This window comes from Arenimonas maotaiensis, from assembly GCF_014638745.1.
Lineage (GTDB): Bacteria > Pseudomonadota > Gammaproteobacteria > Xanthomonadales > Xanthomonadaceae > Arenimonas > Arenimonas maotaiensis.
The window spans coordinates 1-14,879 of sequence record NZ_BMFO01000001.1; the positions used below are offsets into that span (position 1 = coordinate 1).

Below are 14,879 nucleotides of genomic sequence, written 5' to 3' on the forward strand. Positions count from 1 at the left end.
TGACGTATCAAATTAACCGCTTCGCGTTTAAACTCTTCGCTGTACTTCTTTCGTTTTGCCATGACACTCCTCCTGCCCCATTTTGAGGCTTTTTTGAAGTGTCCGCATTAACGGGGTAGAACCCCAAGGCATGGAGTCAAAATCTTGGACACGAGCAGGTGCTGACCACCTTCTTAAGTTATGGGAACGTCGAGTGTAGGCGGCAAGGCGAAATCATCAAACAGCTCGGCAGGCCGAAGTTCGATCAAGCTCCGGATCCGGCGGCGTTTGCGCGGGCCGTGGCCCAAGCATTGCGATCAATGCCTGAGCTTGAAAGCTGATGAAAAAGGTGCGTAAATACATGCAGACGCAAATTATGAGAAAGCTGTTCATATATGGGGTAGCGATACAGAAGTGGGGGCATATATGGGGACATATTTTCAAATCAATATTATGAAACGCTATATATAAAGCATCATAGGGCGCTATTCTAGTGAGGCCCGGGCACCATCAACCTCCGTCGGGAGGTTTTTTGTTGTCCGCCGTCCGCGTTTCAGGATGGCCACTGCTCCCAGAAAACCGGCCAATGCGCCGGCATGCCGCCCGCCAACGCCGCGATGCCGGGGTGCTCCGGCGGGATTCCGTTTCCGCGCCGCATGCCGTCCAACAGCGCCCAAGCCGATTCGATGGCGTGTGGCGATGGACTTCCAGCCGGACGAAATGCGACGCGTGCGTTTTCGGCCAATGCGTCGATGGATTCACCGTTGACGCCCCGATAGGCGGCTAGGTCGATGCCCGCCATGGCACCGAGCCGCGCCAGCAGCAGCCAAACCGCGATGTTCTGCGGCGCGCCGGCCGCCGGTGGCGCCGCGCATTGCAGGACCAGACGCAAGGTGGCGTTGTGCAGCAGCCGGGCGGCGTCTGCGTCACGGCGCAGGAACAGGGCCAGCGCTGTTTTCAGCAGGTGCGTGCGGGTTCCGGTCACGCCGCCGCCGCGGTTGGCGGCCTGGCCGGCAGGTGTTTCCTCCAGCGCCGTGAGCAGGGCGCCGAGCCGCTCCTTGATCCGGTCATAGTGCGTCTGCGATACCGTGCCGTCGGCCAACCAGGTTTCCGCCAGCAACGGCAGCAGCAGCGTGTCCTCGGTGCCCGGCGGATTCATGATCGCGTGCGCGAGCCGTGCCTCCAAGGCCGCCGGCGTGGTGTGCAGCAGGGCGGGGTGCGCCGCCGGCAGGATCCACGGCGTCCGGCCGAGTTCGGCCATCCGCCGTTCGAGCAGATCGGCGTCGATGGCGGCGGTGAAATCGGCCACGCCCCGGAACCGGGCTTGGTGGCGGACGGACTCCTTGGTCTCGACCTCGGTTTCCGCGCCGCTCTGCAGGCGATAGAGCCGGCCGGCTTCGATGAAGCGTCCGGGCGCGACCGCCGTCAGCGGCGTCTCGTTTTCCCACGCCGCGGCGGTCCAGTTATGCCAAGGGCCGGGCGCCTGCAGCCGCGCCAGCAGCTCGGACTTGTCGCGGTGGCCGTAGCGCAGGCGCTCGTCGAAGCGGTCCGGCGCATCCCGGCGGAAGGCGATCTGCGGCTCCTGCATGTACTGCGAGGCATCCATTTCGCGGAAGCCCTCGTTGGCGTCAAGACGGTACATCGGAATCAGCGCATAGCACGCATCCGGCGCCTGTCGGAGGGCTTCCGTGAATTCCTGCCAATCGTCGGACTTGAAGAACGTGCCGCCGTCCAGCGGCAACACCCAGTCGGCATCGCGGCGGCCGGCGTCGATCGCCGCGTTACGGGCCCGGTTCAGATTGATCGCGGCCAAGGATTTGTGCCGGTAGATCCACTCGTGGCGCAGCCGGGCCTGCATGGGCGGCAACGCCTGTCCGGCCGGCAGGGGCGGCAGGCCGCTACCGTCCAGGAAACTCCGGCGGTAGGTTTCCCAATCGAACGGTATGATCATGCAGGCATGTCCGGCCTGCTCGATCAGCTGCCGGCAGGCCCGCGACAGCGCGTCGTCGACGATGCCGTTGAGTATCCAACGTTTTTCGCAGCCCGGAAGGTCTTCCTCGTTGTCCAGCACGAAGCGCAGGTTTTCCAAGGTGTTTCGGCTGTCGTGGCGCGGCGGCAGGGGATTTCCGAGGATGCGATAGAGGACGACGTTCAATGCGGGATCCTGTGTAGGAGGCGCTGGTGACGCCCGGATTCGGGACGGTGGCCGATGTCGATACTATAATCGAGGCAGGTTTCCGATAGGTATCCCCATGTCCGAGTCCCTCCACGTCGACGCGTTCTTCGATTCCGCCACCGCCACCTTCAGCTATCTGCTGATGGATCCGGATACGCGCGCCGCCGCGGTGATCGACAGCGTGCTCGACTTCGACCCCAAATCCGGCCGGACCCGCACCGAATCGGCCGAGCGCATCCGCATGCGTGCGGCGGAGCTGCAGGCCGAGGTGCGGTGGCATCTGGAAACGCATGTGCACGCCGACCATCTGTCGGCGGCGCCGTATCTGAAACAGGCGCTCGGCGGCGACATCGCCATCGGCGACAAGGTGCTGGCGGTGCAGGAGACCTTCGGCCGGGTGTTCAATCTCGGTCCCGAATTCGCCCGCGACGGCCGCCAGTTCGACCGCCTGCTGAAAGACGGCGAGCGCCTGGCGTTGGGGAGCCTGAGCATCGAGGTCATCGCCACGCCCGGGCATACGCCGGCCTGCCTGAGTTATTGTCTGCAAGCCGACGGCCTGCGGCATGTGTTCGTCGGCGATACGCTGTTCATGCCGGATTACGGCACCGCCCGCTGCGATTTCCCCGGCGGCGACGCCGCGACGCTATACCGCTCGATCCAGCGCCTGTTGGCCCTGCCGCCGGAAACCCGGCTGTATCTCTGCCACGATTACCCGCCGGCCGGCCGCGGGCCGCAGCATCTGACCACGGTGCAGGCCGAGCGCGACGGCAACATCCACGTGCGCGCTGGGGTGTCGGAAGCGGAATTCGCCGCGATGCGCAGCGCACGCGATGCGACGCTGGCGATGCCGGCGCTGTTGCTGCCCTCGGTGCAGGTCAATATGCGCGCCGGCCATTTTCCCGAGCCGGAAGGCAACGGCGTCAGCTATCTGAAACTGCCGCTCAACGCGCTGTAGGCCTTACAGCTCGAGCAAGCGCCGCTTGGCGGCCTCGCCGATCTCGCCGCCGCCTTGCGCGGCCTCGCGGTAATAGCCGATGGCGGCCTCGCGTCGGCCGCGTTGCCGCGAAATCTCGCCCAGCTGATAGGCGGCGATCTGCGTCGGCAGGATCTTGCGGCTGGCGAGCAGGTCGCTTTCGGCTTCGGTCAGTTTGCCCAGGTCCTGATGCACCAGGCCGCGCAACAGCAGCGGCCGGAAGAAACCGGGCGAGAGCGTGGCGGCTTTGCCGAACGCGGCCAGGCTGTCGCTCTTGCGGCCGAGCTTGTACTGGCTCTGGCCTTTCATTTCCCAGGCCAGGCCTTCCTTCGGCTGCAGGGCGATGGCGCGTTCGCTGCGGCTCAGCGCGGTCGCGAAGTCGGCTTTGCCGTAGGCGGCAATGGCTTCCTGCAGGGCGTCGAACGCGGGTTTGTCGGCACGCAGCGTGGCGGTGGCGGCGGCATAGGCCGGTTTGCCGCGCTCGCCGCCGGCGGGAAGCTGGGCCAGGCGCTTGCGGTTGGCGTCCACGCGTGCCTGCGACGGCGGATGCGAGGCGAACAGCGCCTGCAATCCACCGCTGCTGCGGCCCTGGGATTGCTGCAGGAAGATCTGCTGGATCTCGACCGCGGCCATCGGGTCGTAGCCGGCCGCCGACATCAATTTCATGCTGACCGAGTCGGCCTGCAGTTCGTGGTCTCTGCTGTAATTGGCTTGGGTTCCGTACACCGCCAGGCCCGCGCCTTTCATCGCCAGGTCGCTGTACTGCGGCGCCTTGCTGCCGATGGCGATGCCGGCCAGGGCGCCGATCAGGCCGACGGTCTGGCTCTTCTTGCGCATGCGCATGGCGTGCCGGCGGGTGACGTGGCTGATCTCATGCGCCAGCACCGCCGCCAATTGCGCCTCATCCTCCATCACCAGCAGCAGACCGCGGTTGATGGCGATCTTGCCGCCCGGCAATGCCCAGGCGTTCAGTTCGCCGTTGTTGATGACGGTGAACGCGTAGGGCAGATCGGGGAATTCACTGGCCTTGGCCAGACGCTGGCCGACCTTGTCGACATAGGCCTGCAAGGCGGCATCGCGCAGGAACGGACCGCCCTGGCTCTGCAGGCTGGGCAGGTACTGCTGGCTGCCGATGGCGATTTCCTCGCGGGTCACCGGTTTCAGCTGGGCCGAGGCCGGCGTGGCCAAGGCCAAGGCGGCGACGCAGAACAGGGGCAGGGCGTATTTCATGTCGGAACTCCGTGGCGATGCCTTGATTTTACCCGCGTTGGCTTACAGCGCGATGAATCCGGCAGACTAGGCAATATTGGGCGATGATGCTATATTTTCAACACCTTATGAAAATATTTGACTGGTCCGCCGAATGAACAGCCAACACGCGCCTTCGTATTACGCCGCTTCCGGTTTGCCGCAACCGGAGCGTCCGCCGCTGCAGGGTCGCGTCGAGGCCGATGTCTGCATCGTCGGCGCCGGCTACACCGGTCTGTCGTCCGGCCTGCATCTGGCCGAAGCCGGCTTCAAAGTGGTGGTGCTGGAAGCCGCGAAAGTGGGCTGGGGCGCTTCCGGCCGCAACGGCGGCCAGATCGTGCACAGCTACTCGCGCGACATCGACGTGATCGAACGCAACCACGGCAAGGCGGTGGCCGACGCCATGGGCAGCATGGCCTTCGAGGGCGCCCGCATCATCCGCGAACGCGTGGCCAAATACGGCATCGACTGCGACCTGAAGGACGGCGGCATCTACGCCGCCAAGACCCGCAAGAAGGTGGCCGGCCTGCACGAGCACAAAGAATTGTGGGAGAAATACGATTCGCTGAAGATGCAGCTGGTGGAAGGCGCCGACATCCAGAAGCACGTGCGCACCGACGAATACGAGGCGATCCTGATCGACCCGACCGGCGGCCACATCCATCCGCTGAAGTTGGCCCAAGGCGAAGCCGCGGCGCTGGAATCGCTCGGCGGCGTGATCCACGAACAGTCGCCGGTGACGCGCATCGAGCGCGGCGCCACGGCGGTGGTGCGCACCGCGCAGGGCGAAGTGCACGCCAAGACCGTGATCGTGGCCTGCAACGCCTACATCGGCGAGCTGGAGCCCAAGCTGAGCGCCAAGTCGATGCCCTGCGGCACGCAGGTGGTGGCGACCGCACCGCTGGCCAACTGGCAGGACGTGCTGCCCACCGACCACTGCGTGGAAGACACCAATTACCTGCTCGATTACTACCGGCTGTCGGCCGACAAGCGCCTGATCTTCGGCGGCGGCGTGGTGTACGGCGCGAAAGATCCGACCGACATCGAATCGCACATCCGGCCGAACCTGGAGCGCACCTTCCCGCAGCTGAAGGGCGTCAAGATCGATTACGCCTGGACCGGCAATTTCCTGCTGACGCTGTCGCGCCTGCCGCAGGTGGGCCGGCTGGAATCCAACATCTATTACGCGCAAGGCTGCTCCGGCCACGGCGTGACCTACACGCACATGATCGGCCGGGTGCTGTCGGAAGCCATCCGCGGCCAGCACGAACGCTTCGACGTGTTCGCCGGCCTGCCGCATTATCCGTTCCCCGGCGGCCGTCTGTTCCGCGTGCCGTTCACCGCACTCGGCGCGCTCTGGTACGACCTGCGCGACCGCCTCGGCGTCTGATGCGCGGCCGCGGCGGGCGGCTATAATCGAAGCCATCGCAACCGGAGCGCCGTCATGCCGTTGAACCGTTATTGGCTGTTCCTGCTGGTGCTGTCGGCCGCCTGCGGCTTCGGCCTGTTGGCTTGGCAGGGCAATAGTTGGGCGCTATGGCCGGCGGTGATCGCCGCCGCATTCACCGTGCTCGGCATCGCCGATCTCAGCCAACGGCATTCGGCCCTGCGCCGCAATTACCCGCTGCTGGCGCATGGCCGTTTCCTGATCGAAGCCATCCGCCCGGAGCTGCGCCAGTATCTGTTCGAATCCGACACCGAGAAGGCGCCGTTCTCGCGCCAGCAGCGCTCGATCGTGTACCAGCGCGCCAAGCAGGAGCTCGACAAGCGCCCGTTCGGCACCCAGGGCGATGTGTACGCCGAACGCTACGAATGGATCAACCACTCGCTGCAACCGGCGCCGCCGGCCACGGAACCGTTCCGCATCCGCATCGGCGGCGCGCGCTGCACGCAGCCCTATGACGCCGCGGTGTTCAACATCTCGGCGATGAGCTTCGGCGCGCTGTCGGCCAACGCCATCCGCGCACTGAACCTGGGCGCCAAGAAGGGCGGCTTCTACCATGACACCGGCGAAGGCTCGATTTCGCGCTACCACCTGGAGCACGGCGGCGATCTGGTCTGGGAAATCGGTTCCGGCTATTTCGGCTGCCGCACGGCCGACGGCGGTTTCGACCCCGAGCGTTTCCGCGCCAACGCCGCGCTGCCGTCGGTGAAGATGATCGAAGTGAAGCTGTCGCAGGGCGCCAAACCGGGGCAGGGCGGCATCCTGCCCGGCGCCAAGGTCACGCCCGAGATCGCCGAAGCACGCGGCGTGCCGGTCGGCGTCGATTGCCTGTCACCGGCCGCGCATTCGGCCTTCGATTCGCCGCTGGGCCTGCTGCAGTTCGTGCAGCGCCTGCGCGAGCTGTCCGGCGGCAAGCCGGTGGGCTTCAAGCTGGCCGTGGGCCATGTCTGGGAATGGTTCGCCATCGCCAAGGCCATGCAGGAAAGCGGCCTGTTGCCGGACTTCATCGTGGTCGACGGCGGCGAGGGCGGCACCGGCGCCGCGCCGCTGGAGTTCACCGACCATGTGGGCATGCCGTTGCGCGAGGCGCTGATGCTGGTGCACCAGACCCTGGTCGGGCTCGATCTGCGCGGACAGATCAAGATCGGCGCGGCCGGCAAGATCATCACCGGTTTCGACATGGCGCGCGTGCTGGCGCTGGGCGCCGACTGGTGCAACGCCGCGCGCGGCTTCATGTTCGCGGTCGGCTGCATTCAGTCGCAGAACTGCCACACCGGCCGTTGCCCCACCGGCGTGGCCACGCAGGACTCCGGCCGCCAGCGCGGGCTGGACCCCGGCGACAAATCCGAGCGCGTCTACCATTTCCAGAAGAACACGATGAAGGCCCTGGCCGACATCCTGGCCGCAGCCGGCCTGCGCCACCCGGACGAGCTCGGCCCCGAGCACATCATCCGCCGCATCGATCCGGAAAGCGTGCTGCCGCTGTCGCGGGTGTATCCGCAGATGCGGCCGGGCGAACTGCTGCAGGGCGGCGAACCCGAGCACCCCAGCCTGCGCCAGTACTGGCGCGAGGCCCGCGCCGATTCGTTCGCGCCGCCGGCCTCGTTGCTGAACCTGCGCCGCAGCAAATCGCGCTGAGCATCTTGCCTGCCGGCCGGCTTTCCCGTAAAATGACGGCTCTTGGGCGATTAGCTCAGCGGTAGAGCATTGCCTTCACACGGCAAGGGTCGCAGGTTCGAACCCTGCATCGCCCACCAAGACATGAAAAACCCCGCTTCGGCGGGGTTTTTCATTTTCAATGCGTCAAGACGTGCTCATTCCCGCACGATGGACTGTCCGAACTTCCACATCGCGCTCAGCTGCTCGGCTTCGGCGATCTCGTCCGCGTTCATGGTCTTGGCCAAGGCGTCGCGCGGCTTGCTGGCCGGGTAGTGGCCGCTCATGATGGCCACGTTGTACCAGGCGTAGGCCAGCACCGGATCGCGCTTCACGCCGTCGCCTTTGGCGTACAGCTGGGCCAGCTCGAACTGCGCCGCCATCTGGCCCTGCGCGGCGGACTGGCCGAACCAGTGCGCGGCCTCGCTCACGCTGCGCGGCACGCCGTCGCCTTTCAGCAGCTTCATGCCCAGGTCGTACTGGCTGTCCTTGTCGCCCTGTTCGGCGCCCTTGCGGTACCAGGTCAGCGCCTGCTGCTTGTCTTCCTTCACGCCTTGGCCAGCGGCGTACATGAAACCGAGTGCGCTTTGTGAATAGGCATTGCCGGCGCTTGCTGCCTTGCCGAACCACTCGGCGGCCTTGGCGTAGTCCTGCGCCACATCGCGGCCGCGGTAGTATTTGATGGCCAGGAACATCTGCGAATTCACGTGGCCCTGTTCGGCGGCCAAGGTGTACCAATGCACGGCTGCGGTCGGGTCGCGCGGCGCTTTCTCGCCGCTGTCGTACAGCAGGGCGAGCTTGTATTGCGAGTGCAGATGGCCCTGCGCGCCGGCCTGTGCGTACCATTGCATGGCCTCGGGCACGTTCTCCGGCACGCCCTTGCCGGCGTAGTGCAGCTGGCCCACCTGATACTGCGCTTCGGCATCGCCGAGCTTGGCTTTTTCCAGGTAAAGCGCCATCAGCCGCCGGTAGAGTTTCACGGCCTCGGCCGGATCCTTGCGCACCCCGATGCCGAATTCGTACATATAGGCCAATTGCGCGATGGCCTGCGGATGGTTCTGCTTGGCCAAGGGCGTCAGCAGGCGCTCGGCGGCGGCATAGTCCTGATTGCGGTAGGCGAGCAGGGCCTGCTCGTAACCGCCGGCCTCGGGCGCGGCAGTCTTTCGCTTCCAGAATTGCGCCTCGGCCGCCGGCGACAGGGCAAAAAAAAGGGCCATCACAGCCCCGATACGAACGAATTTCATACGGTTATTTTAGGTAAAGCGCCCCAAGGGATTGTAAAGATTCCGTTCGGGGCGGCGTTCAGGCGATCTGGTCGGCGGCGAAACGGCCGTCCAGATAGTCCATGGCGTCCAGCGGCGGCAGCAGGCTGGCCTTTTCGAAGGCATCGGCGGCGGCCTGCTCGTCGTCTTCGTCCAGCAGCAACAGCATCTGCGCGTGTTCCACATGCACGATCGGCATCTTCGGCGCCAGCTTCAGCGCCGTGGCCATATGCTGTTCCGCCTGTTTACGCTTGGCGCCGTAGGTCAGCCCGCCCAGCGTGGAGCCCACCTTGTTGACGATTTCGGCGTGCCACAGCGCGCTGGCCAGATGCGCCTCGGCGTGTTTCGGATCCAGCGCGATGCAGGCGTCCAGCGCGCTCTTGATCTTGCCGGCCAGCCCGATCTTCAACGCCTTGGCGATCGACAGGCCCTGGCCGTAGCGGCCGTAACCGAATGCCATGCGGTAGTGGCTGTTGGCTTCCTTGGGCAGGGCCGCCACCGCCGTTTCGCCCAACTGCGCCACTTCCTCGAAGCGCGCCAGGCGTTCGGCATCCTTCTTCACCAAGTACGTGGTGTGGATGCCCAAGGCCTTGGCCGCCACGCTGACGCCCACCGGCCCGAGCGCCACGCCGGTTTCATACGCGTGCTGGAAATCGCCGCTGTGGAAGGCGCGCCAGGCGTCCTGCAGGGTTTCGGCCAACTCGGCGGCCGACAGGCCTTTCGGCGCGGTCTTGCCGGCCACTTTCAGCAGGGCGGCGGCGCGTTTTTCGTCGGGGTAAGGTTCGCCGTCGCCGGTGTGCAGGGCTTTCCAGTGGGTCTGCAGCAGCGTGCCGCTGAAATCGAAGCGCTTGCCGGTGGCGGCCCAGGCGGTTTTCTTTGCGGCCATACGTGTGCTCCTCAGCCGTGACGGCGTTGCGCGGCCTCGAAGGCCGCCAGTTGTTCGGGGCTGGCCTCGCGCTGGTGGCGGGCCTTCCAGTCGGCGAACGGCATGCCGTACACGGCTTCGCGCGCGGCGTCTTTGTCCATCGCAATGCCGCGCTCGACGGCGGCGTCCTGATACCACTGCGCCAGGCAATTGCGGCAGAAGCCGGCCAGGATCATCAGGTCGATGTTCTGCACGTCCGGCCGTTCCTGCATCAGATGGTCGCGCAGGCGGCGGAAGGCGGCGGCTTCGAGTTCGGTGCGGGTGGCGTCGGGCAGCATGGCGTTCACTCGGAAGATACGGGATAATAGCGTATCACCCCCATCGGATCGGGCGCACATGACGGCACAGGTACTCGACGGCAAACGCATCGCGGATACCCTTCTGGACGATCTGGCCGTGCGTGTGCAGGCCCGGGTCGAATCCGGCCGCTCCCGGCCGGGTCTGGCGGTGGTGCTGGTCGGCAACGACCCGGCCTCCAGCGTGTACGTGCGCAACAAGCGCCGGGCCTGCGAGCGGGTCGGCATCCAGGCCTACGATTACGACCTGCACGCCGACACCACCGACGCCGAGCTGACCGCCCTGATCGACCAGCTCAACGCCGACCCCAAGATCCACGGCATTCTGGTGCAGTTGCCGCTGCCGGGCGGCCGCGACGGCACCTGGCTGATCGATCGCATCGACCCGGCCAAGGACGTGGACGGCTTCCACCCGGCCAACGTCGGCCGCTTGGCGCTGCGCCAGTTCGGCCTGCGGCCGTGCACGCCGCGCGGCATCACCACCTTGCTGGCGTATACCGACCAGCCGATCCGTGGCCGCAACGCAGTGGTGGTCGGCGTCAGCAACCACGTCGGCCGGCCGATGGTGCTGGAGCTGCTGATCGCCGGCTGCACGGTCACCGCCTGCCATAAGTTCACCCCGAAAGACGTGCTGGAAGCGCATGTCCGCCAGGCCGACGTGCTGGTGGTGGCGGTCGGCAAGCCATCCATGATTCCCGGCGAGTGGGTCAAGCCGGGCGCGGTGGTCATCGACGTCGGCATCAACCGCCTGGACGATGGCCGCCTGTGCGGGGATGTGGAATACGCCGCGGCCGCCGAGCGCGCCAGCTGGATCACCCCGGTGCCGGGCGGGGTGGGGCCGATGACGGTCGCCACCCTGATGCAGAACACCCTGGAAGCCTGCGAGGCGCTCGACCGCTGACATCGACAGGGCGGGCGCCCATACGCTATAATGAAGCGCTTCACACGCCCGGAGCTGTCCATGCTGCGCATTCTCGCTGAAGCCCTCACGTTCGATGACGTGTCCCTCGTCCCCGCGCACTCCGCGATCCTCCCGAAAGACGTCCGCCTCAGCACCCAGCTGACCCGCAACATCCGCATCAACCTGCCGATCGTGTCGGCGGCGATGGACACCGTGACCGAGGCCCGTCTGGCCATCGCCATGGCCCAGCTCGGGGGCATCGGCATCCTGCACAAGAACATGGGCGCCGCCGAACAGGCCGCGCAGGTCGCCATGGTCAAGAACTTCGAGGCCGGCGTCATCCGCGAACCGTTCACCGTCGGTCCGGACACCACCATCGGCGAAGTGCTGAAACTGACCCGCGCCCGCAACATCTCCGGCGTGCCGGTGGTCGATGGCGGCCAGCTGGTCGGCATCGTCACCAGCCGCGACATGCGCTTCGAGAAGAAGCTCGACGATCCGGTGCGCAACATCATGACCAAGAAGGACCGCCTGGTCACCGTCTCCGAAGGCGCCAGCGACGACGAAGTGCTGGCCCTGATGCACAAGCACCGCATCGAGAAGGTGCTGGTGGTCAACGACGGCTTCCAGCTGCGCGGCCTGATCACGGTCAAGGACATCCAGAAGGCGCGCGACAACCCGAACGCCGCCAAGGACGCCAGCGAGCAGCTGCTGGTCGGCGCCGCGGTCGGCGTCGGCGGCGATACCGAAGCGCGCGTCGAGGCGCTGGTGCAGGCCGGCGTCGACGTGATCGTGGTCGACACCGCGCACGGCCACTCGCAGGGCGTGCTCGAGCGCGTGGCCTGGGTCAAGAAGCATTTCCCGAACGTCGACGTCATCGGCGGCAACATCGTCACCGCCGACGCCGCCTTGGCGCTGATGGACCACGGCGCCGATGCGGTCAAGGTCGGCGTCGGTCCGGGCTCGATCTGCACGACCCGCATCGTGGCCGGCGTCGGCGTACCGCAGATCACCGCGGTGTCGATGGTGGCCGACGTGCTGAAGGGCAAGATCCCGCTGATCGCCGACGGCGGCATCCGCTATTCCGGCGACATCGCCAAGGCCTTGGCCGCCGGCGCGTCCAGCATCATGATCGGCGGCCTGTTCGCCGGCACCGAGGAAAGCCCGGGCGAGATCGAGCTGTTCCAGGGCCGCAGCTACAAGAGCTACCGCGGCATGGGCTCGCTCGGCGCGATGGAGATGGGCAGCAAGGACCGTTACTTCCAGGACGCCTCCGACGCCGACAAACTGGTGCCGGAAGGCATCGAAGGCCGGGTGCCGTACCGCGGCCACCTCGGCTCGATCGTGCACCAACTGGTCGGCGGCATCCGCGCCTCGATGGGCTACGTCGGCTGCGCCACCATCGAAGAGATGCGCACCAAGCCCAAGTTCGTGCGCGTGACCAACGCCGGCACCCGCGAAGCGCACGTGCACGACGTGCAGATCACCAAAGAACCGCCGAATTACCGCGCAGGCTGACATGACCGACATCCACAGCGACAAGATCCTGATCCTCGATTTCGGCGCGCAGTACACCCAGTTGATCGCTCGCCGCATCCGCGAGGCCGGCGTGTACTGCGAGATCTGGGCCTGGGACCACAACCCGGCCGACATCGCCGCGTACGCGCCGAAGGGCATCATCCTGTCCGGCGGTCCGGAATCGACCACCGAAGCCGGTTCGCCGCGCGCGCCCCAGGAAGTGTTCGCGCAGAACGTGCCGGTGCTCGGCATCTGTTACGGCATGCAGACGATGGCGATGCAGTTCGGCGGCTTGGTCGAATCCGGCCACCACCGCGAATTCGGCGCCGCCGTGGTCAATGTCGACCGTCCCTGCGCCTTGCTGGAAGGCATCAACGATGCTACCGGCCAACCGCCGCGGCTGAACGTCTGGATGAGCCACGGCGACCGCGTGACCCGCGTGCCGGACGGCTTCACCGTGACCGCCTCGACCGACACCGTGCCGATTGTGGCCATGGCCGACGAGCGTCGCCGCTACTACGGCGTGCAGTTCCATCCGGAAGTGACCCACACCCAATCCGGCGAAGCCCTGCTGGCGCGCTTCGTGAAGGACATCTGCGGCTGCCGCGCGCTGTGGACCGCGGCCAACATCATCGACGACCAGATCGCGCGCGTGCGCGCCCAGGTCGGCGATGACGAGGTGCTGCTCGGCCTGTCCGGCGGCGTCGATTCCTCGGTGGTGGCGGCGCTGCTGCACAAGGCCATCGGCGACAAACTCACCTGCGTATTCGTCGATACCGGCCTCCTGCGCTGGCAGGAAGGCGACCAAGTCATGGCCATGTTCGCCGAGCACATGGGCGTCAAGGTCATCCGCGTCAATGCCGCCGAGCGCTATTTCGCCGCGCTCAAGGGCGTCGACGAACCGGAAGCCAAGCGCAAGATCATCGGCCGCCTGTTCGTCGAGATCTTCGAAGAGGAATCGGCCAAGCTGTCGAACGTGAAGTGGCTGGCGCAAGGCACCATCTACCCGGACGTGATCGAATCGGCCGGCAGCAAGACCGGCAAGGCGCACGTGATCAAATCGCACCATAACGTCGGCGGCCTGCCCGAGCACATGAAGCTCGGCCTGGTCGAGCCGCTGCGCGAGTTGTTCAAGGACGAGGTGCGCCGCATCGGCGTGGAACTCGGTCTGCCGCCGCACATGGTGTACCGCCATCCGTTCCCGGGCCCGGGCCTGGGCGTGCGCATCCTGGGCGAGGTCAAGGCCGAATACGCCGAACTGCTGGCCAAGGCCGACGCCATCTTCATCGACGAATTGCGCAAATCCGGCTGGTACGACAAGACCTCGCAGGCCTTCGCGGTGTTCCTGCCGGTGAAGTCGGTCGGTGTGGTCGGCGACGCCCGCGCCTACGAATGGGTCATCGCCCTGCGTGCGGTGGAGACCGTGGATTTCATGACCGCGCATTGGGCGCATCTGCCGTATGAGCTGCTCGGCACGGTGTCCAACCGCATCATCAACGAGTTGAAAGGCGTTTCCCGCGTGGTGTACGACATCTCGGGCAAGCCGCCGGCCACCATTGAATGGGAATGATGGGCGGCTTCAGCGCCGAGGATGACGCCTTCATGCGCCGCGCCTTGGCGCAGGCGCAGGCCGCCGAGGCGGTGGATGAAGTGCCGGTCGGCGCGGTGCTGGTGTCCGCCGAGGGCGAGGTGCTGGCCGAGGGCCACAACCTGACCATCCGCCACAGCGATCCGTGCGCGCATGCCGAAATCAACGTGCTGCGCGAGGCCGGACGCAAGATCGGCAATTACCGCCTGCTCGACACCACGCTGTATGTAACGTTAGAGCCCTGCGCCATGTGCGCCATGGCCCTGGTGCATGCGCGGGTGAAACGGGTGGTGTACGCCGCCAGCGACCCCAAGACCGGCGCCTGCGGTTCGGTGTTCGATCTGCTGGAAGACGCGCGCCACAACCACCGGGTGCTCGGGCAGGGCGGCTTGCTGGGCGAGGAGGCCGGCGCGCAACTGAGCGCCTACTTCAAGGCCAAGCGCCGGCGCGATTAGGCCATTTCGTCGCGGATTTCGGCTTCGAAGCTGCGTACCGCGGCCAGCACTTCGCGCCCCAGATAGAACGCCGCGCCGAGCAGGAAGGCCATGCCCAGCAGACCCATCACGGTCGGCAACAAGGGGATGCGTTGGCCGCTGAGCGCGTCCACCGCCAAGGCCAGGCTGGTGCCGATGAACGAGCCGAGCGCGCAGTAAAGGAACAGGCAGGCGCGCAGCAGGAAGTTGCTGCGGCGGCGGTGGCGCAGGATCTGGTTCTCCAGCGCCGCATGGCCGCGTTCGCCGGCGTTCCACAGCGTGAGCAGAATGCGCAGGCGGTCGACCACCCGCGCCAGGCGGTTGTTGGCCGACAGCAGCAGCGAGCCGGTGGCGGCCATCAACAAGGCCGGCGCCAGCATGGCGGTCAGGACGGCGTAATGGCTGTCGATAGCAGGCGTCATCGCGGGGCTCGTGCGGGA

The 14,879-nt window shown here is 66.3% G+C and carries 13 protein-coding genes and 1 tRNA gene; 8 read left to right on the forward strand and 6 right to left on the reverse strand.

Translation table 11 applies throughout. The features are described 5' to 3' along the window. Positions 1-532: 532 nt before the first annotated feature. A complete protein-coding gene (locus IEV56_RS00005) occupies positions 533-2,134 on the reverse strand; it encodes a hypothetical protein (RefSeq protein ID WP_188446409.1) in 1,602 nt (533 codons plus the stop codon). A gap of 97 nt (positions 2,135-2,231) precedes the next feature. Between IEV56_RS00005 and IEV56_RS00010 the strand changes: the two genes are divergently transcribed. Next, complete coding sequence (locus IEV56_RS00010) at positions 2,232-3,110, forward strand: MBL fold metallo-hydrolase (RefSeq protein ID WP_188446411.1); 879 nt, start codon at positions 2,232-2,234, stop codon at positions 3,108-3,110. A gap of 3 nt (positions 3,111-3,113) precedes the next feature. Here the strand turns inward: IEV56_RS00010 and IEV56_RS00015 are convergent, their stop codons facing one another. Continuing rightward, the gene (locus tag IEV56_RS00015) at positions 3,114-4,358 is read right to left on the reverse strand and encodes a M48 family metalloprotease (RefSeq protein WP_188446413.1); all 1,245 of its coding nucleotides are present in this window, start codon (positions 4,356-4,358) and stop codon (positions 3,114-3,116) included. Positions 4,359-4,491: 133 nt separating this feature from the next. Here IEV56_RS00015 and IEV56_RS00020 point away from each other — a divergent pair, with 133 nt between their 5' ends. The 3 genes from IEV56_RS00020 (at position 4,492) to IEV56_RS00030 (ending at position 7,577) form a co-directional block, all read left to right on the forward strand. Then, positions 4,492-5,766 carry an NAD(P)/FAD-dependent oxidoreductase gene (locus IEV56_RS00020; protein ID WP_188446415.1) on the forward strand — a complete coding sequence of 425 codons (1,275 nt, stop codon included), beginning with the start codon at positions 4,492-4,494 and terminating at the stop codon, positions 5,764-5,766. 60 nt (positions 5,767-5,826) lie between these two features. Continuing rightward, a complete protein-coding gene (locus tag IEV56_RS00025; protein ID WP_425488554.1) occupies positions 5,827-7,458 on the forward strand; it encodes an FMN-binding glutamate synthase family protein in 1,632 nt (543 codons plus the stop codon). A gap of 44 nt (positions 7,459-7,502) precedes the next feature. Further along, positions 7,503-7,577, forward strand: a tRNA-Val gene (locus IEV56_RS00030). 57 nt (positions 7,578-7,634) lie between these two features. Here the strand turns inward: IEV56_RS00030 and IEV56_RS00035 are convergent. From IEV56_RS00035 to IEV56_RS00045, 3 genes are all read right to left on the reverse strand, one after another. Further along, on the reverse strand, positions 7,635-8,693 hold the full coding sequence (locus IEV56_RS00035; protein ID WP_188446419.1) for an SEL1-like repeat protein: 1,059 nt from the start codon (positions 8,691-8,693) through the stop codon (positions 7,635-7,637). Positions 8,694-8,778: 85 nt separating this feature from the next. Further along, a complete protein-coding gene (locus IEV56_RS00040) occupies positions 8,779-9,624 on the reverse strand; it encodes a hypothetical protein (RefSeq protein WP_188446421.1) in 846 nt (281 codons plus the stop codon). Between the two features lie 11 nt (positions 9,625-9,635). Then, positions 9,636-9,941, reverse strand: coding sequence for a DUF1244 domain-containing protein (locus IEV56_RS00045; protein ID WP_188446423.1), 306 nt, complete (start codon positions 9,939-9,941; stop codon positions 9,636-9,638). A 58-nt stretch (positions 9,942-9,999) separates the two neighbouring features. Here IEV56_RS00045 and folD point away from each other — a divergent pair, with 58 nt between their 5' ends. From folD to tadA, 4 genes are read left to right on the forward strand one after another with little or no spacing between them, the layout of a single operon-like run. Continuing rightward, positions 10,000-10,860, forward strand: coding sequence for a bifunctional methylenetetrahydrofolate dehydrogenase/methenyltetrahydrofolate cyclohydrolase FolD (folD, locus tag IEV56_RS00050; protein ID WP_188446425.1), 861 nt, complete (start codon positions 10,000-10,002; stop codon positions 10,858-10,860). 60 nt (positions 10,861-10,920) lie between these two features. Next, the gene (guaB, locus tag IEV56_RS00055; RefSeq protein WP_188446427.1) at positions 10,921-12,378 is read left to right on the forward strand and encodes an IMP dehydrogenase; all 1,458 of its coding nucleotides are present in this window, start codon (positions 10,921-10,923) and stop codon (positions 12,376-12,378) included. Position 12,379: 1 nt separating this feature from the next. Continuing rightward, a complete protein-coding gene (gene guaA / locus IEV56_RS00060) occupies positions 12,380-13,948 on the forward strand; it encodes a glutamine-hydrolyzing GMP synthase (protein ID WP_188446429.1) in 1,569 nt (522 codons plus the stop codon). Continuing rightward, positions 13,948-14,421 carry a tRNA adenosine(34) deaminase TadA gene (gene tadA / locus IEV56_RS00065; protein ID WP_188447925.1) on the forward strand — a complete coding sequence of 158 codons (474 nt, stop codon included), beginning with the start codon at positions 13,948-13,950 and terminating at the stop codon, positions 14,419-14,421. Before guaA ends, tadA begins: the two co-directional genes overlap by 1 nt. Here tadA and IEV56_RS00070 read toward each other — a convergent pair. Next, positions 14,418-14,861, reverse strand: a complete 444-nt coding sequence (locus IEV56_RS00070) for a DUF2721 domain-containing protein (RefSeq protein WP_188446432.1) — start codon at positions 14,859-14,861, stop codon at positions 14,418-14,420. The genes tadA and IEV56_RS00070 overlap by 4 nt on opposite strands. Between the last annotated feature and the right edge of the window lie 18 nt (positions 14,862-14,879).

Bases quoted from the DNA above. Each gene is read 5' to 3' on its own strand.
- guaA (WP_188446429.1), top strand. From the start codon at position 12,380: ATGACCGACATCCACAGCGACAAGATCCTGATCCTCGATTTCGGCGCG.
- IEV56_RS00070 (WP_188446432.1), bottom strand. From the start codon at position 14,861: ATGACGCCTGCTATCGACAGCCATTACGCCGTCCTGACCGCCATGCTG.
- folD (WP_188446425.1), top strand. From the start codon at position 10,000: ATGACGGCACAGGTACTCGACGGCAAACGCATCGCGGATACCCTTCTG.
- IEV56_RS00035 (WP_188446419.1), bottom strand. From the start codon at position 8,693: ATGGCCCTTTTTTTTGCCCTGTCGCCGGCGGCCGAGGCGCAATTCTGG.
- IEV56_RS00040 (WP_188446421.1), bottom strand. From the start codon at position 9,624: ATGGCCGCAAAGAAAACCGCCTGGGCCGCCACCGGCAAGCGCTTCGAT.
- IEV56_RS00010 (WP_188446411.1), top strand. From the start codon at position 2,232: ATGTCCGAGTCCCTCCACGTCGACGCGTTCTTCGATTCCGCCACCGCC.
- IEV56_RS00015 (WP_188446413.1), bottom strand. From the start codon at position 4,358: ATGAAATACGCCCTGCCCCTGTTCTGCGTCGCCGCCTTGGCCTTGGCC.
- IEV56_RS00045 (WP_188446423.1), bottom strand. From the start codon at position 9,941: ATGCTGCCCGACGCCACCCGCACCGAACTCGAAGCCGCCGCCTTCCGC.
- IEV56_RS00020 (WP_188446415.1), top strand. From the start codon at position 4,492: ATGAACAGCCAACACGCGCCTTCGTATTACGCCGCTTCCGGTTTGCCG.
- guaB (WP_188446427.1), top strand. From the start codon at position 10,921: ATGCTGCGCATTCTCGCTGAAGCCCTCACGTTCGATGACGTGTCCCTC.
- tadA (WP_188447925.1), top strand. From the start codon at position 13,948: ATGGGCGGCTTCAGCGCCGAGGATGACGCCTTCATGCGCCGCGCCTTG.